This is a genomic window from Flavobacterium sp. (assembly GCF_035299005.1).
Classification (GTDB): domain Bacteria; phylum Bacteroidota; class Bacteroidia; order Flavobacteriales; family Flavobacteriaceae; genus Flavobacterium.
Map to the genome: position 1 here is coordinate 90735 of NZ_DATGXL010000015.1, position 16606 is coordinate 107340.

At 32.9% G+C, this 16606-nt stretch carries 19 protein-coding genes; 3 read left to right on the plus strand and 16 right to left on the minus strand.

Translation table 11 applies throughout. The features are described 5' to 3' along the window. Nucleotides 1-116: 116 nt before the first annotated feature. Nucleotides 117-491 (minus strand): hypothetical protein, encoded by a 375-nt coding sequence (locus VK164_RS11970; protein ID WP_324209576.1) that lies wholly within the window; start codon nucleotides 489-491, stop codon nucleotides 117-119. A 121-nt stretch (nucleotides 492-612) separates the two neighbouring features. Here VK164_RS11970 and VK164_RS11975 point away from each other — a divergent pair, with 121 nt between their 5' ends. The 3 genes from VK164_RS11975 to VK164_RS11985 all read left to right on the plus strand — a co-directional run bounded on the left by VK164_RS11975 (nucleotide 613) and on the right by VK164_RS11985 (nucleotide 3050). Continuing rightward, nucleotides 613-1200, plus strand: a complete 588-nt coding sequence (locus VK164_RS11975) for a Crp/Fnr family transcriptional regulator (RefSeq protein WP_324209577.1) — start codon at nucleotides 613-615, stop codon at nucleotides 1198-1200. Then, nucleotides 1200-2417: a hypothetical protein gene (locus VK164_RS11980; RefSeq protein ID WP_324209578.1), complete on the plus strand. Its 1218-nt coding sequence runs from the start codon at nucleotides 1200-1202 to the stop codon at nucleotides 2415-2417. The genes VK164_RS11975 and VK164_RS11980 overlap by 1 nt, the downstream gene beginning before the upstream one ends. 78 nt (nucleotides 2418-2495) lie before the next feature. Further along, nucleotides 2496-3050: a fasciclin domain-containing protein gene (locus tag VK164_RS11985; protein ID WP_324209579.1), complete on the plus strand. Its 555-nt coding sequence runs from the start codon at nucleotides 2496-2498 to the stop codon at nucleotides 3048-3050. Between the two features lie 68 nt (nucleotides 3051-3118). Here the strand turns inward: VK164_RS11985 and VK164_RS11990 are convergent, their stop codons facing one another. The 15 genes from VK164_RS11990 to VK164_RS12060 all read right to left on the minus strand — a co-directional run bounded on the left by VK164_RS11990 (nucleotide 3119) and on the right by VK164_RS12060 (nucleotide 16600). Further along, a complete protein-coding gene (locus VK164_RS11990; RefSeq protein ID WP_324209580.1) occupies nucleotides 3119-3562 on the minus strand; it encodes a copper resistance protein CopD in 444 nt (147 codons plus the stop codon). Continuing rightward, the gene (locus VK164_RS11995; protein ID WP_111567259.1) at nucleotides 3562-3933 is read right to left on the minus strand and encodes a group III truncated hemoglobin; all 372 of its coding nucleotides are present in this window, start codon (nucleotides 3931-3933) and stop codon (nucleotides 3562-3564) included. The genes VK164_RS11990 and VK164_RS11995 overlap by 1 nt, the downstream gene beginning before the upstream one ends. A gap of 23 nt (nucleotides 3934-3956) precedes the next feature. Continuing rightward, nucleotides 3957-4724 (minus strand): ABC transporter permease subunit, encoded by a 768-nt coding sequence (locus VK164_RS12000; protein WP_324209581.1) that lies wholly within the window; start codon nucleotides 4722-4724, stop codon nucleotides 3957-3959. Continuing rightward, on the minus strand, nucleotides 4708-5430 hold the full coding sequence (locus VK164_RS12005; protein WP_324209582.1) for an ABC transporter ATP-binding protein: 723 nt from the start codon (nucleotides 5428-5430) through the stop codon (nucleotides 4708-4710). The genes VK164_RS12000 and VK164_RS12005 overlap by 17 nt, the downstream gene beginning before the upstream one ends. Then, entirely contained in the window at nucleotides 5427-6659 is a 1233-nt protein-coding gene (locus tag VK164_RS12010; protein WP_324209583.1) for a nitrous oxide reductase family maturation protein NosD, read from the minus strand. Before VK164_RS12010 ends, VK164_RS12005 begins: the two co-directional genes overlap by 4 nt. Continuing rightward, nucleotides 6659-7084: a nitrous oxide reductase accessory protein NosL gene (locus tag VK164_RS12015; RefSeq protein ID WP_324209584.1), complete on the minus strand. Its 426-nt coding sequence runs from the start codon at nucleotides 7082-7084 to the stop codon at nucleotides 6659-6661. Before VK164_RS12015 ends, VK164_RS12010 begins: the two co-directional genes overlap by 1 nt. A gap of 2 nt (nucleotides 7085-7086) precedes the next feature. Continuing rightward, nucleotides 7087-7680, minus strand: coding sequence for a hypothetical protein (locus VK164_RS12020; RefSeq protein WP_324209585.1), 594 nt, complete (start codon nucleotides 7678-7680; stop codon nucleotides 7087-7089). Nucleotides 7681-7733: 53 nt separating this feature from the next. After that, nucleotides 7734-9713 carry a Sec-dependent nitrous-oxide reductase gene (gene nosZ / locus VK164_RS12025; RefSeq protein ID WP_324209586.1) on the minus strand — a complete coding sequence of 660 codons (1980 nt, stop codon included), beginning with the start codon at nucleotides 9711-9713 and terminating at the stop codon, nucleotides 7734-7736. Nucleotides 9714-9774: 61 nt separating this feature from the next. After that, the gene (locus VK164_RS12030) at nucleotides 9775-10254 is read right to left on the minus strand and encodes a c-type cytochrome (RefSeq protein WP_297868302.1); all 480 of its coding nucleotides are present in this window, start codon (nucleotides 10252-10254) and stop codon (nucleotides 9775-9777) included. Between the two features lie 204 nt (nucleotides 10255-10458). Continuing rightward, nucleotides 10459-12249: a hypothetical protein gene (locus VK164_RS12035; protein WP_324209587.1), complete on the minus strand. Its 1791-nt coding sequence runs from the start codon at nucleotides 12247-12249 to the stop codon at nucleotides 10459-10461. 121 nt (nucleotides 12250-12370) lie between these two features. Then, nucleotides 12371-12610, minus strand: coding sequence for a cytochrome C oxidase subunit IV family protein (locus tag VK164_RS12040; protein ID WP_324209588.1), 240 nt, complete (start codon nucleotides 12608-12610; stop codon nucleotides 12371-12373). A 10-nt stretch (nucleotides 12611-12620) separates the two neighbouring features. Further along, a complete protein-coding gene (locus tag VK164_RS12045) occupies nucleotides 12621-13190 on the minus strand; it encodes a cytochrome c oxidase subunit 3 (RefSeq protein ID WP_324209589.1) in 570 nt (189 codons plus the stop codon). Beyond that, nucleotides 13187-13849 (minus strand): carbonic anhydrase, encoded by a 663-nt coding sequence (locus VK164_RS12050; protein ID WP_324209590.1) that lies wholly within the window; start codon nucleotides 13847-13849, stop codon nucleotides 13187-13189. Before VK164_RS12050 ends, VK164_RS12045 begins: the two co-directional genes overlap by 4 nt. 11 nt (nucleotides 13850-13860) lie before the next feature. Next, nucleotides 13861-14832, minus strand: a complete 972-nt coding sequence (locus tag VK164_RS12055; protein ID WP_324209591.1) for a DUF438 domain-containing protein — start codon at nucleotides 14830-14832, stop codon at nucleotides 13861-13863. Nucleotide 14833: 1 nt separating this feature from the next. Beyond that, nucleotides 14834-16600, minus strand: a complete 1767-nt coding sequence (locus VK164_RS12060; protein ID WP_324209592.1) for a nitric oxide reductase activation protein NorD — start codon at nucleotides 16598-16600, stop codon at nucleotides 14834-14836. Between the last annotated feature and the right edge of the window lie 6 nt (nucleotides 16601-16606).

Genomic DNA, 16606 nt, shown 5'->3' on the forward strand with positions numbered 1-16606 from the left:
TATATTTTTTAATTAAAGTGATTGCAATTGCATCTGAAACACTTGATTTCAGGCGAATTTGGATATAAGTTGAGTGGGTTAATTCAGAAAATGAACTAACAAAAACCAATATTTAATTAAGAAATAAATGTGGGTGGATGAAAGAAGGCACAATCATTCAAGTGAAAGTAAAGGTTAGAATAATTGTTACCAATAGAAGTTTTATTTAAAAAATAAATTTGTCTAATTTCTATAGGTTGAATTTCCTGAAAAAATACAATTTCGGTTTGTTCGAAAGATATCTTTTTTTCAGAAGAATTTTCAGAATTACTTTCGGAAGCTTTTGCCAATTGTTTTGCCAAGTGACACTTCCCGTTACATTTTAATTTGGGCTTCGATTTATTCTTACATAGGTTGGTAACAATATAATCATAATTCACAGCATACTCTAAAACCGGAAGTATCGGCTTAAGGAACATTAATGCAGTTAATATGATTAGTAATTGTTTCATGGGACAAATTTACATCAAATAAATTAGGGTTTAGTATGATTTCAGTCATATTTTTTTTACTTTTATTGAAATTAATTTGTGCTTTATCTAAAAGAATTAAAGCCTTCAACACAACTACTTTATGCAGATTGATTTAGATTTATTATTTACTTGGGGCGCTATTGCCAAAGAGTACAAGAAAAATGAAATTATTTTTCATGAAGAGGAATCGGCGAATTTTTATTATCAAATTATTGATGGTTGCGTAAGAATGTATAACTCCAATGACGAAGGAAAAGAGTTTACTCAAGGCTATTTTAAAAATGGTCAGAGTTTTGGAGAACCACCTTTGTTTATTGATGAACTGTATCCTTCGACTGCCGTAGCCTTTAAAGATTCGAAAATAATAAAAATTTCGAAGGAGAAGTTTTTAAAGATTTTAGAAGAATATCCTTCTATTCAGAAACAATTCTTGAATTTGATGGCAACTCGAATTCACACCAAAGCCAAAACCACAAAAGACATCGTAAATCAAAAACCGGAGTTTAGAATTTTAGCATTTCTAAATGCGCACAAAAACCCCGATTGTCCTAATAAAGAATTGGTAGCATTTACAAGACAAGAAATTGCCAACTTTACAGGTTTGCGTGTAGAAACGGTAATTCGAGAACTTTCAAGAATGAGTAAAATGAATAAAGTGGAAATTATTAATCACAAATTATATTACTGATGCCATTTAAAACCGCTTTTTGGATTCGATTTTCGATTTTTAATCTGATGCTTGTTGCATTATTAGGACTTCTAATGCGTTACAAGATTCTGTTTGAATTTCCACTTCTCGATCAAAAAAGTTTACAACATTCGCATTCTCATTTTGCTTTTGCAGGTTGGGTAACCCATACTTTAATGACGTTACTAGTCGCTTTTTTACAAAAACACGATACACTCAATAAAATCGCATTTAAAAAATATAATCTTATTTTAATTGGGAATTTAATTTGCTCGTATGTAATGCTGATTTCCTTTATTATGCAAGGTTATGGTGCAATTTCAATTACTTTTTCAACCCTTTCTATTTTTGTTTCTTATTGGTTTGCTTATGTTTTCTTTAAAGATTGCAAACAAATTGAAACTTCGTCTGTAGCAACAAAATGGTTCAAAGCTGGATTATTTTTTAATGTGATTTCGTCTTTAGGAACTTTTGCTTTGGCTTATATGATGGCAACTAAAAACATTCATCAGAATGAATATTTGGCTTCCATTTATTATTATTTGCATTTTCAATACAATGGTTGGTTTTTCTTTGCTTGCATGGGATTGTTGTTGGATTATTTAAAAATAACAGTAAACTCAAATCGCATTTATTCACAATCGTTTATTTGGTTATTTTGGTCGTGTATTGCAGGATATTTTCTATCTACGCTTTGGTTAGATTTACCACTACTAATTTATATTTTAACAGCTATTTCGGCGATTGTTCAAGTTATAATTTGGTATTTATTGTTTAAAACTATTTTTAAAGAAAATATATTTACATTCGTTACCCTTCCTGGATATTTAAAATATTTGATTGTATTTATCAGTTTTGCTTTGAGTGCGAAATTCTTATTGCAATTGGGCTCTACCGTTCCTGCAATTAGTAAATTAGCCTTTGGCTTTAGACCAATTGTGATTGCTTATTTACACTTGATTTTATTAGCTATTATTTCTCTTTTTCTGCTGTTTTACATTTATGTAAATGATTTTATTCCGGTAAATAAGAAAACGATCTTAGGATTAGTCTTATTTAGCATTGGAGTTGTTTTAAATGAAGTCGTTTTGGGAATTCAAGGAGTTGCTTCTTTAAGTTATACTTTAATTTCTAATATAAATGAAGCTTTGTTCGGAATTGCCATACTTCTTTTCGCAAGTATTTTATGGACAACTTTTTATACAAAAAAAGGATAAAAAAGTATTTTTTATGATTCTACGCATAAAATAATGAGCAGATAATCAAGTACTTTGTGTGTATAAATTATTCAAATTATGAAAAATTCCATTAAAACTTTATTGTTAGCCAGTTTACTAATCACCTTTGGATGTAAACAAGGCGAAGAAACAGCATCAGAACAAACATCAGAATCTACAGAAGTACCAACTGGAGGACAAGAAAATGTAGTAGATGCAACATCAAATCCAAACATTGTGCAAACTGCAATTGGAAGCAAAGATCACACTACATTGGTTACTGCAGTAAAAGCTGCAGGATTAGTAACTTCATTGAGTAATGCTGGACCATTTACTGTATTTGCTCCAACTAACTCCGCATTTGATAAACTACCGGCTGGAACCGTTGAAGGGCTATTAAAACCAGAGAAAAAAGGTGATTTAGAAAACATTCTAGGCTATCATACTTATGTGGGTTCGCTAAAAACGGAATACATGCAAGACGGACAAGAATTTGATATGGTCTTTGGTGGAAAAGTAAAAATCACGAAACAAGGAGAAAAAACATTCGTAAACGGTTCCGAAATTGTGGCTTCCATTGAAACATCAAACGGAATTATCCATGTAATTGGCGATGTTTTACTTCCAAAATAAGAAACAATTATTAATTCATCTTTTATAAAGGTAAAAAGCGTAGACTTCAACAGTTTACGCTTTTTATTTTAAATACCTCCTAATCGAATTAAGGAGCCTAAAACCAGCATTGAAATTGCTATTAAAGTCACCACCACAATAAGAATCGTAACGTAATGGTATCTTTTATGTGTAAGTTTTGGAAAAATAAAAAGTTGGGCTGAAATGGCTAATACTAAAGAAGTAATAAACAAAATAAGTTTAATGGAAATTACTTTTTCAATTCCGTTTGAGAAGGAAAACCATTTGGTGATGGTAACATCATAATCGTACGCCATTAAAATTCCAGTAATGACTAGAGTAATTAATGATGGCATTCCAATAGGTTCAAACTTATCTTTAAATGTTTTAAGTTTCTCTAAATCCTTAGTTTTTATTGCTTCAGGTAAATAACGAAAAGCTAAAATAAGATGACCTCCAATCCAAACGGTTGCCGCTAATAAATGAATGATTAATAAAAAATGATGGTACATTACGCTAACGTTTTATACATGATAACATTCGCAATATTGAGCGCTCTCTCTTTAATTTCAATGGCTTTTTCGCCTTCGAATAATTCATCAACGGTTGTGGTGAATACGATTACCCAATGTTGAAAATGTTCAGGATTCATAGGACATTTACTATGTAAATCTTTGTGTACTTGCATCGGACTTCCGTTGTAATTTCCGGTATAGAACAAGATATTTTCCCAAAAATCGTACATTCTAGGCAAATGAGTTTCCCAATTCACCTGGGCAATTTCGGTAAACAGAAAACCGATAACTGCATCGGTTTTGATTTTATCATAAAAAGTATCGACTAAAAGTTCAATATCTTTTCTATTTCTAATATCTGTTTTCATTTTGTAATTTGATTAAATAAAAATTACAAGTCTTTTTTATTGAATTTTCTCATCGAAATGAAAAACGGAATAATCGCCCATAAACTCAACAAAACAAATGAAACTACTAATCCAACTGAAGTTCCGAAGAAATCTTTAAAAATTGCTCCCGTATATCCCATCATAGCAGAAACATCTAAATGCAAAAGAATTTGAATTCGAGCTAAATCAATCGGACTAAAAGCGGTGATTCCTACCATCATGTTTTCAATTGGATATTCGGCTAATTGAAACAATAAGAACAATACCATTCCGTCAAATAATAGTGCGAAATACAACCAAATCATAATCGCTAAACCAATTCCTTTTGCTTTATCTCTAGTCAAAATCGAACTCAAAAATGCCAAAGCGACAAATATTATGGAAATCAAACAACCATTAAGCAACATCATAAAACCAATACTATCAGGCGAATTGACTAACAACGGAATTCCTGCTCCAATAAAAAACGCAAAAACCATAGCCGATGACAATCCGAAAAACAAACTCAACCAAATTTTTCTTCTTTTGATGGGTTGACTTAGCAAAAGTTCAATAAATTCAGCACTATTGTACAAATAAATCGTAGCAAATAAAATGGAAACCAACGGAACTGTGAATAAAATTACATTCAAAATCGTCAGTAATCCTTTTGATGAATTGTCTTCCAATGCAAAAGAACTCCATGATAAAATTGACAAAATCAGCGTGTAAGCCAAAACAATTTTGTTTCGGATAATGTCGGATAATATGATTTTAATGATTCGGTTCATTTTGTTTGTTCTTTAAAATTTTGGCAATCGCTTTTGAAATCTTCTCTTCACCAGTAGTTGCTTTTAATTCTTCTACTTTTTGATGAAAATGTACTTTCCCTTCTTGCATAAAAATGATTTCGGTAATTAAATCATCCAATTCACTTAGTAAATGCGACGTAATCAAAATCAATTTTCCTTTTTCTTTCTCCTTGATGATTTTTTCTTTCAAAACCTCAGCTGCTAATGGATCTAAACCAGCGGTAGGTTCGTCTAAGATCAGCACATCTGGATTAAAAAGAAAAGCTAGGACAGCACTTACTTTTTGAGTTGTTCCACCAGATAAAGTGCGCATTTGCTTATCAAACATTTTTTCTAATTCGAAAGCGTGCAGCAAATCTTCATCCAAATCATCTGCTGAATTTCGAATCTTTTTTATCATTTCGATAATTTGACCAATTGTCATGTTATCGGGATATCGTCCAATTTGTGGCATGTATCCAATTTTTTCGCGATACAAATACTCACCTAAAACGGAATTTCCGTTAAAATGAATCGTACCCGAATCTGGCAACACCATTCCCAAAACTGATTTTATCAAAGTGGTTTTTCCACAACCATTCGGACCAATTAAAGCGATACATTCTCCTTTTTTACAAGAAAGATTGATGTTCTTTAAAACTTCAAATTTTCCAAACTTTTTCTGCAATTCTTTTATCTCAATCATAGCGGCAGTGACTTCATTAAAGGCTTATTATCTACAAAATTATCTGGTGTTATACTTGGCAATACTTTTTCAGATTTATCTAACAGCGTTATCATAAAACTGCGATATAACAGCATGGCGGAAGGCGTGTTTTCAGTTAACACCGCGAATAAACTCAGCGGATGATACGGAACATCTCCCATTCCATCTTTGTCCAAATCGTAGCCTTCGTATTTGTCCCAATAATTCGCATTGAACGTATTTAAAACCAAACTTCCATTGGTACTAATATCGAAAGTGTTTTTCAAGAAATTATTATTTATGATTTCGTTTTCCATGCAACTCGCTTGGATTTTCATGCCCCAACCATTCGATTCGAAACTATTTTTTTCAACTTTGATTCGTGAAGTTCCTTCCATGTAGATTCCAGATGTATTTCGAGCAAAACGATTATTGAAAATATAACTATCTGCAATTTCTTTCAGCAATAATCCGTAAGCGGAATCGCCCCAATTTTCCTCGAAATAGTTATTGAACATTTTCACGTTTTTGGTAAACATTACAGCTACTCCTGCTCCATTATTTTTGAAAACATTGGTTATGTAAGCATCATCATTAGAAAACATAAAATGCAATCCGTAACGAACGTTATTGTTAGAGATATTTCTCCAAATTACAGATTGGGTTACAAATTCAAAATAAATGCCATCGCGATGACCTGTGATTTTATTTCCGATGATTTGTAAATTATTACTTTTCCAACAATGAATTCCGTTACCGATTAACTGTTCGGCTTTACCGTAAGCTCTAACAACATTGTTTTTTACAATACAATTATTGCTGTTTTGAAGGTAAATTCCAAAGAAATTATTATCGAGAATGTTCCCTTGAATTGTGACATCATTTTTATCATAAACGCGAATTCCACAAGGATCATTTAAAGCGGCGTGACCTGAATTAATTACTTTGAATCCTTTTACCACTACATTATTGGCATTGATAGATAATACTTCTTTTTTATGTTGGCCATCTAAAACAGGGAAGTTCTTACCAATAAAGTAAATCTTTTTATTGATTAAAATCGTTCCCTCTTTATAAATGCCCGAATGTACAAGAATCGTATCGCCATCTTTTGCTAATGCAAGGGCTTGCTTGATTTTCTTCACTGGAAAGTTAGCACCTACGTTAATAGTAGCCGCTTTCCCAATTGAAAAAAACAATAGAAATACTATAAAACTAATTTTTTTCATTAATACATTGTGAAAACTTGTTCCCAAGTTAACATTTTGGCATTAAGTTGCTTTTGAAAAACATCTTGGTCTTTATCAGATGCAAATGCTGCAAAATTGCCTCGCATAGGAGAATTTATGGAACCACCGCGCAAGTAAAAACTTTGCTCGGCTGGAATTAAAGTATTGTCTTTTGCATAATCGTTAACAAAGAAAGATTGTACTTGTACATCCGCATTTTCTTTTGCGTATAACAACATGCAAGACAAATCATCAAACTTATAGTAGCGTCCTTTTTTGGTCAATAATTCGGCTCCAAATTTTCCGTTTGAAATGGTCATCTTACAAAATTCGCAAGTATCTACATTTAATTTAATTGGATTTGGTTCGTTTGAAACACAAGCAATCATAAAAAGCGACGAAAATAAAAGTACAATCTTCTTCATAACTATATAATTTGTTTCTTTTTGAATAATTTGAATTCTTTAAATACAATATAAAATAGTAACACACCAGCACCAACTAACATCCATCCTCCTGTATCTGGAATTGAATACGCACCAAAGTTCAATAATTGTTTGTATCCTATTAATGGTGGTTGATATGCCATTCCTGGTACTTTAATAGCGGCATTTGGATCTAAATTGTGTCCGTATTCGTAATTCCAGCGGTAAAAATCTACTCCTGCTAAGATAACGAAAAGTATAAAGGTTCCGAAAAATGCTAATACGAATTTTCTATTATTGATAAATATTAAAGCTATAGAAATCAATGCGAAAGCACCAATGATGTACGGCAAAATTTTAAATTCGATAAAATTCTCGGTATGTAAAGTTGCCATTCCGATGTAATGATTTAAACCATTTATGATTTCTACATCACCACCAATTTTATTAGCATGTAATTTTAAAACTAATCCTTCAGGATATTGCGGCGCATCTAAATCAATTTGCCACATAGGAACGAATAAAGAGCCTATAAACAATCCTGCGATGATAAATAAAAAGATTTTTGAAACTAAAGCAAGTTTTGTAGTTTCCATACAATTGAGTTTAAAAAAGGGACAAAAGTTACTTTGCCCCTTTTGTTAAAAATTTATTTTGTTGCTGGTACGTTTGTTCCTAAACTAAATTGTAATGGAACATTTGAACCTTTTGGAGATACTCTAATGTATCCTTGCATTTCTTGGTGTAATGCACTACAGAAGTCGGTACAGTAGAATGGGAACGTTCCTACTCTATCTGGAACCCATTTTAATGTTGTAGTTTCTCCAGGCATGATTAACAATTCACCATTGTTAGCACCTTTGATAGCGAATCCGTGTGGTACATCCCAATCTTGCTCTAAGTTGGTTACGTGGAAGTATACTTCATCACCTAATTTGACACCTTCAATATTATCAGGAGCAAAGTGAGATCGAATAGACGTCATGTACACATGCACTTTGTTTCCTTCTCTAACCACTTTGGCTTCTTTTTCGCCTTTTGCAGCATAAGGATGCTTGTTATCATCTAATTTATAGAATTTCAACTGCCCATTGTTTCGAATTAAATCTGCCGGAGCTGCTTGCGCGTAGTGAGGCTCACCAATAGTTGGGAAATCTAAAATTAGCTTCATTTTATCTCCACTAATATCAAATATTTGTGCTGATTGCGCTAACTCAGGACCTGTTGGTAAATAACGGTCTTTTGTAATTTTGTTGTAAGCAACTAAGTATTTTCCAAATGGTTTTTTACTATCTCCACCAGGAATACATAAGTGACCTACTGAGTAATATGTTGGAACACGATCTAATACTTTTAACGTTTTAATATCCCATTTCACCACTTCAGAAGAAACGAAGAAAGTGGTGTAAGCATTTCCTTTTCCGTCAAATTCAGTGTGTAATGGACCTAAACCTGGTTTTTGAACTTCACCATGTAAAGCTGCTTCATATTTCACAACTGGTATTCCTCCATAGTCGCCTTCAAATTTTTTCCCTTTGATAGCTGATTGTAATTTATCAAAACTAAATACAGGAATTAAAGCTGCTAATTTACCAGAACCTACGATAAATTCACCTGTTGGATCGACATCACATCCGTGAGGCGATTTTGGACAAGGAATCATATAACAAATATCTTTTAATTCAGAAGCATCTAAAACCAATACTTCATCTTTCATAGTAGATTTTGCAGAGTGCGTATGCTCATCCCAAGTGTTGTGTGCATATTTCACTTTTTGTTTTTTACCTTTTCCAGCTTTGATATATTCTTCCGCTTTTTTCCAGTTCACTGCCATGATAAAGTCTTTATCTTTTTGAGAAGCATTTACTTCTAACAATGTGTTGGCTTGTTCTGTGTTGTAGCACGAGAAGAAGAACCATCCGTGCGATTTTCCTTTACCAGCATGCGAAAGGTCGAAGTTTACACCTGGAGTTACAATTTGGAAAGCCAAATCCATTTCTCCTGATTTTTTATCCACGCTTACAAAACTGATGTGTCCTTTGTAATTTTCTTTATAAGTGTTGATTGGAACGTCTCCATTAGAATAATCGGCAGGAACACTAAAACGAGTACCCGCTACCACATATTCTGTATTTTCTGTAATGAATGGAGAAGAGTGATTACCTCCACTGTTTGGAAGTTCAATAATTTCAGCCGTTTTAAATGTTTTTAAATCAATTCTAGCAATACGCGGTGTATTGTTAGCATTCCCAAAAACCCAACGACCGTCAACTTCACCGTTAGTTTGAGACATTTCGGTGTGGTGTAAATCGTCCCAAGGCACAAATCCGTGAGAGGTATTTAACATTGGTTTTGTTTCTTCGCTGTATCCCCAACCCTTTTCTGGGTCAACCGAAAATACGGGAATAACTCGGAATAAACGTCCGCTTGGTAATCCGTAAACACTTAATTGTCCACTAAAACCACCTGAAACGAAATTGTAAAACTCATCGTATTTTCCTGGTGCAACATACGCCTTCTCAGCAGCATCGCCACTTACAGCATCTCCTGAGCTTTTTGGTTTACAGGAAGTCACCAAAGCACTTCCTAGGGCAATTACTAAAACTGCCTGTACAAATTTATTTTTCATGATATATGTAGTTAAATTAAGGTATCGTATTACTTTCACTTAACACAATACCCTTTTACGTTTATTTCACACCGTCATTTTTACGCATATACTCTAGAATTCCTCTAGCTTCATCATCAGAAACACCTTGATTAGGCATACGAACCAAACAAATTTCCAATTGCGCTTGCACCTCAGGATCTTTGTCAATCATTGGATCTGGATTAGTAATAAAATTCATAATCCATTGAGGTGTTCTTCTTTCAGTTACACCTTTCCAACCTGGTCCAACTAATTTTTCATCTGTTGTTTTGTGACATGATGCACATTTTACACCTGCAACTTCTTCACCTTTTTTTGCCATAGCTTGGTCTAAAGTAGCTCCTAATTCAACAGTGTCAAATTTTCCTTCACCACGTTTTGGATCATACGATGCTGGATCAGCAGCTTCTGTTGTTGCTTCACCTCCACCTGGCTGATAATTGTCTTCAGCAGATGCTTCTTTTTTACCACATGCTACAGCTAAAGCAAGAGATAAAACAAGTAAAATTGATTTGTTCATGATATTTTAATATTAAAATTATTACTACAAATTTCTGAAATTGAGCGCTTTAAAAGTATGATTACAATCATAAAAAAGGATATTTTTATCTTTATTATTAACAATTGTTGAACAAAAAAAAGCTGTTTCCAAAAATTGAAAACAGCCTTTTGCAAAAAACTACTTATGAAAATTACATAACCCTCATTATTAAGCAATTATCTTTTAAACAGAAATTGTATTAAATTCTAATTTATTTAATTGTAATTCCAATTGTAAAATATCGTTTTGAATTTTTGAATTCTTTTCTTGAAAAATTGATTTGTAATACTCAATTCCATTTAAAAGATTCGTTTTAAATGTTTCCCATTTTTTAATTTGTTGGGGCGTAATTTCGAAAACTTCATTAATTTGGTTTGATAAATACGAAACATATAAACCTAATTCTTTCACAAACATATTAGGTCTATCGGTATGATTTTCGATTTCTTTCTTGCCGTAAATGTGCTGAATCATCTCTTTCAATGAAAATTCTTTAGAAAAATAAGCCATGTTTGGACCAGGACAAATCACAACACCTTGCGCTTGACCTTTAATAGGAATTCCTAATTCGATATGACTAGCATTTGCTAATCCCACACACAAACATGATTTTTCTGTGATTGAATTGTATTCTTTTGTGTAAGCTTCGAACGAAATACTATTGCGTTTTGCTTCTAATTCTTCTAATTTCTTGTCTTGATGTTTTTTTGAAGCGGTACAGGTACCTTCTTTTTTGTATTCTTTACTTAACGCTAGATATTTTTTGGGGCAAGAACTTCCTGCTTTTCCAGAAGCTATACGTTGGCTTTTAAAGAAATCATTTGTCATGCCTTTAATCGTATTGAACGGAACTCCAAGCGGCGAAATTTTACTCAAATACAAATCTTTTTCTTTAGCATCGGCTAATAATTTTCTAGTTTCTGCATCAACTGAAGTCGCTTCTGGAACTAAAAGAAACGGCGAACCCCAGCCCACAGCATCCACTTGGTAATGATCTAATAAAAACTGATGCTCTTCCGCAGTTCCAACTCCGCCTTGAACTGTGATTTTTAAAACAGGTGGCTCGTTTGGAACTATTTTATTTTTTGATGCTAAAGCATTTGTAAATAGTGAATAGGCTGATTGAATCAATTCATCTTTTTTATTTTTGAATTCTTCTAAAATTGGACCTAATAAAAATCCATCTGTTGCGAATGCATGACCGCCACAGTTTAAACCTGACTCGATTCGATATTCGGAAACCCAAAGTCCTTTTTTAGCTAGAAAATTTCCTTGAATCATCGCTGAACGGAAATCGCTCACTTTTAAAATGATTCTCTTTTGAAATTCTCCGTTTGCATTGGGATAAAAAGCATCAAAAATTTCCATGTAACTGTAAATTCTTGGATTCATTCCAGCAGAAAAAACTACCGATGAATTTGTGGTACTGTTTACAAAACCTCGTAAAGCAGCATGAGCATCGTTGTAAATTACTGGTAATTGTTCGTCATCATTAAAATTATCTTTATCGATTTTTGTCATGATATTCACATCGATACTTCCCGGTGCAAAATGATGGTCTAAGATTGCTTTCAATTCCATCATATTGTTTTTTCCTGAATCAATTAAATGCTCTAATTTGATTTTTAATTCCGAAGTTGTTGGCAAAATAGCGATAAAATCTTCTAATTGTGTTCTTTTTTCAATCAATTCTGATTTAAAACTTTCGAATTTTTGAGTAACAACTGTATCGAGTAAATTCAAATAATTGGTAATTCTTTTGGCTCTAAAATCTTCTACTTTTTGCGAGATTTCTTCGTAAGGTTGTTTGAATTTTTCAGCATAAAAAGCGGTCATTTTTTCAATCAAATCGTCATCCATAATCGAAATTACGGAATCAATTCCGTATTGCGCCACTCGCACCGGACTATCAATAGTGAAAGCCAATCCCATAACAGGAATGTGAAAAGTGTGTACGCTTTTTAGTAAAGTCATATTGTTTTCTTGGTTAATATTTGCATTCGATTTATTTCTTAACAAAATAAATAGTGACAAATAAAATATAATCCTTCAGATTAATATATGATTATTATCATGCTTTGAAAATTGGAGAAGTTTAGAGTAAAATCACTAAAATTATTCCCATCAAACCACCAAAACCTAATATCAAATATTTCCAAAAAGGATGAGCTTTTTTTAATTCCATAAATTGAAAAGCTACCAACCAAAACTTGATTAAAGCTAAAGTCACAACCCTTGTTGCCATAATTTCTGCACTTACATTTAATGCTAAAAAAGCAGCGATTACGGTAAGTGCTAGCAACAAAATAAACGTAGATGAAATAGTGTCTTTCATAATCTTACATTTAAAAAAGTAAATAAAGTACAGGGAATAAAAGCAACCAAATTAAATCGCACATATGCCAAAAAATGGCGCTTGCTTCGATGTCTTCAAAGGATGCTTCGGTTTGTTTTTTTCTGATGGAAAATGTAATTAGCAATAAAATTACCAATCCCACCAAAACATGTATAAAATGAAAACCCGTTAATAACCAATAAAATCTAAAAAACGAATTATAATCCATGTGCAATTCGGCTTGTAATTTTTCGTAATATTCAAATGATTTTAAAACTAAAAATCCGAAACCTCCAACCATTGCCCAATTGAAATAAAACAACGTCTTTTTGATATTAGCGGCTTTAAAAAAATGAATTCCTTTGGCTACAAAAAATCCGCTGGTTAACAACAGAATTGTATTTATTGTTCCAATTGTTTTATTCAGTTTTAAACTGCTATTGTGAAACAATTCTCGTTCTTCCGAACCGTAATAAACTAATGCTAAAATGGCCATTCCGAAAGTGATGAGTTCCAAATAAATGATTATCCAAATTAAAACTCCTCCAGGTGGATAATATATAGATTTTGTTTTGTTCATGATTGTAATAATTCGACTTTACCGGTGTGTAAATCGTAAAATGTTCCTACTATTTTTATTTTTTTCTGATGGACCAATTCTCTAATAATTTTGCTCGAAGAGAGAATGTGATCTATGGTGGAAAGCACGTTCAACCGACCCGTTTCATCTGATAAATGTTCGGGTAATGGATACGTTCTGTGATTACTAAATGCCACTTTGATTTGATTGGTTAATTGGGTTAGATGTCCCAAATTCACATTATCAATTGCTCCTTGAACCGCACCACAATTGGAATGTCCTAACACAACCAATAATTTGGTTCCTTTTACCTGAACAGCATATTCCATGCTTCCTAAAATATTGTCGTCTTCGATATTTCCAGCTACACGAGCAACAAATAAATTTCCAATTCCCTGATCAAAAATAATTTCAGGTGGTACACGAGAATCGATACAAGACAATACAAAAGTGTGCGGATGTTGGTCTTTTTCAGAATGGTGCGCTTCATCAATAAAATCATGATGTATAGGTGCATTATTTATGTAGCGTTTGTTTCCTGCCATTAATTCTTTCAAAGCTTCATTTGCTGTTTTTGGAACATGATGATGCTCTGTTGTTTCACAAGAAAAAATAATAATGATAAAAATGCTGAATAAAATCGTACCTATAATTCTCATAACTTTCTAAATTAATTATTCCATTCTAATAATCGCTTTTCGCCATTAATTTGTTTGATATCAGTAATATCTTGCGACATTTCGATTACGCCTTTATATAGTTTTTGAGCATCTCTAACTGCGAAATAGCGAATGTAAATCAGGCGTTCTTTGTAGTTAATCCAGAAAGAAGCTTCGTTTTGTTCGCCATTTCTAAACGCTTCTAAAATTTGTAAAACGGTATCCACACTTTTGGGTGGGTGACAAAAACGAACTTCCCTACCAATAATTCCTGCACTTCTTGGAAACACGCGTTCTTCACCTCGATTGTAGAAAATTACTTTATCGTTTTCATCAACATAAGTTAAATCGATTGGTAAGGTTTTGAAAAGTAGATTTACTTGTTCAATTGTCATGAAGCCTTCATCGTAATGTGCTGCATTTTCGTTGAAAACCACATCGGTTCTGCGTTCTGTATCTTGAGAAGGATGAATGTATTCGGATTCTTTTGGAAATTTTGGTGGTGCTTCTGATAACATCCAACCAATTTCATCTTCTCCTTTTCGCATTTTAATCCAATCTTCATCAGATAGCATTTCTAAAGCATTTGGAAATAACACATTTTCTTCTACTTCTAGTAATCGATATAAATTTTGAGAAATCAAATTGGCATTGTGCTTGGCAGAAGTAAAATCTTGGTCATCTAAATTTTTTCTAACAATGCGAAACATTTCCCTAATCGTATCGTGAAACGACCACATATTTCGAGATGGTCCTGTCCAACCTTTTTGTTCTAAAAATGGAAATAATTGATTTTCTTTTCGTTCAAAACGTCGTTCAACGGTTGCTAAATGATTGAAAACATTGTAAAATTTTTGAAATTCTTCTTTTGGATTGATCGCATTTAATTCTTCTAATAATTGATGAATCAAATCGGTTTCTACAAAATAAGTATGAATGGGATGTCCTTCAATCACGTTTGTATGTGTTTCTGATGTTGACATTTTATTGATGTTTGATTTTCTCATAAAGTTTTACCAATGATTTAAGTAAAGCTTCAGGAGACGTTAATATTTGATAATGATTTTGACCGAACATTTGCGGTAAATAATATTTGGCTTGCGCTTCAATAGCTAAAGCATACGAATTGATTTTTCGTTCATTCAATTCTCGCAGCGCTTGTTTAATGTCTTGAATGCCATGTTGCCCTTCGTATTTATCGTAATCGTTTGGTTTTCCATCGGAAAGCACAATAATCCATTTGTTTTTGGTTTCCAATTGATCCATTCTAGCGCCGGCATGACGTAAAGCGGGACCAATTCGGGTGTAGCCATTAGGTTCGACGGCTCCTATTTTATGTTTGGCTTTGTCCCAACTTTCGTTGAAATCTTTCAAAGTTAGATAAGTCGTAAAATTTCTAGTTTTGGAATAAAATCCGTCAATCGCAAAATCGATGTCGAACTCATGTAAAATTTCACCAAATAAAATGGAAACTTCTTTTTCTACATCAATCACCCGATTTCCAGCGGCATAACCATCGCTTGAAAGACTAATGTCTAACAAAACCAAAATAGCAATTTCTTTATTTTTCTTTCTTTGGGATAAATAAATGCGTTCGTCTGGCGATTTTCCAGAATGAATATCGGTATATAAATCGGTTAACGCGTCTAAATCGAAAGCGTCACCTTGTAATTGTCTTCGTTGTTGTTGCATTTTATTATTCACGCTAGTAAGCATTTTTCGTAAACCATTTAAAGTGGTTTTGTACTTTGCCATCGTGTTTTTATAATAAGTTGCGTGAGTTTTAAGTTGGGTTTTCGGATATACTTTACAGAAGTTTGTTAAGTAATTTCGTTTTTTGAAATCCCATTCGTCATATTTTAAATGGAAGCCTTTTTCATCTACCTCAGCACTTTCGGCTATGGAAGTATTTTCGACAAAATCCACTTGATAAACAGAATGCACCATATCATCTACACGAACGGTGAATCGCATGTTCATTTCTTCTAAAGCTTCTTGATGTTGTTCTAAATCATCGGCACCATCAAAATCGCGCCAATTTCCGTTGAATTCTTCTGCTGTTTCAATTTTCTCGAAACTGTGCATTAATACGTAATCTTCTTGTTGTTTTTTGTCAATCGCAAGCGATTCTATTTCTTCAACGGCTTTCGCATGAAGTGTGGTTTCGGCTACTACGTTATTTTGAATTTTCTTAGTATTGTCATCAAAGTTTTTCAACACATTTTCGTCTTCAATTTCGTGCGTATTTTTCATCCATTTTCCGTACAACCAAGAATAATCAATGGTTTGATCTTTTTTATTGATGGGTAATTTTGACACCGCATCATAATAAAACTCTTGCATGGATGGATAATCCTGAAACATTTTTTCTAAAACCAATGGTGCGGTTTCTGTAGCTTTTTCCAAAGAAAGTTCAGGTAAAATGTCTTGGTTATCCCAATTCAAATTCAATTGTTTTTGAACACTCAAATACACAGTTCTAAAAAAATAGAATTTTAGATTTTCTTCTTTTGTTGGAAATAGCGAACAATTAATTGGTAAGAAAAAGTTTTTGTTTTTGTAACCCCCTTCGCGTTCGGCAGGAAAAATTTCGATTGGAGCACTAGAGATGGCTCTTGCAAAAAGTGTTAATCGTGGTTTAATATCAGACAAGTTGATTTGACGGCTAAGAGTTTCAACATCATTTAGTCGCTTGTTTTTAAAGTATTTGAGTACTTTTTTATAAATAATCTCATCTAATTCAAAGCCCATTTTTCA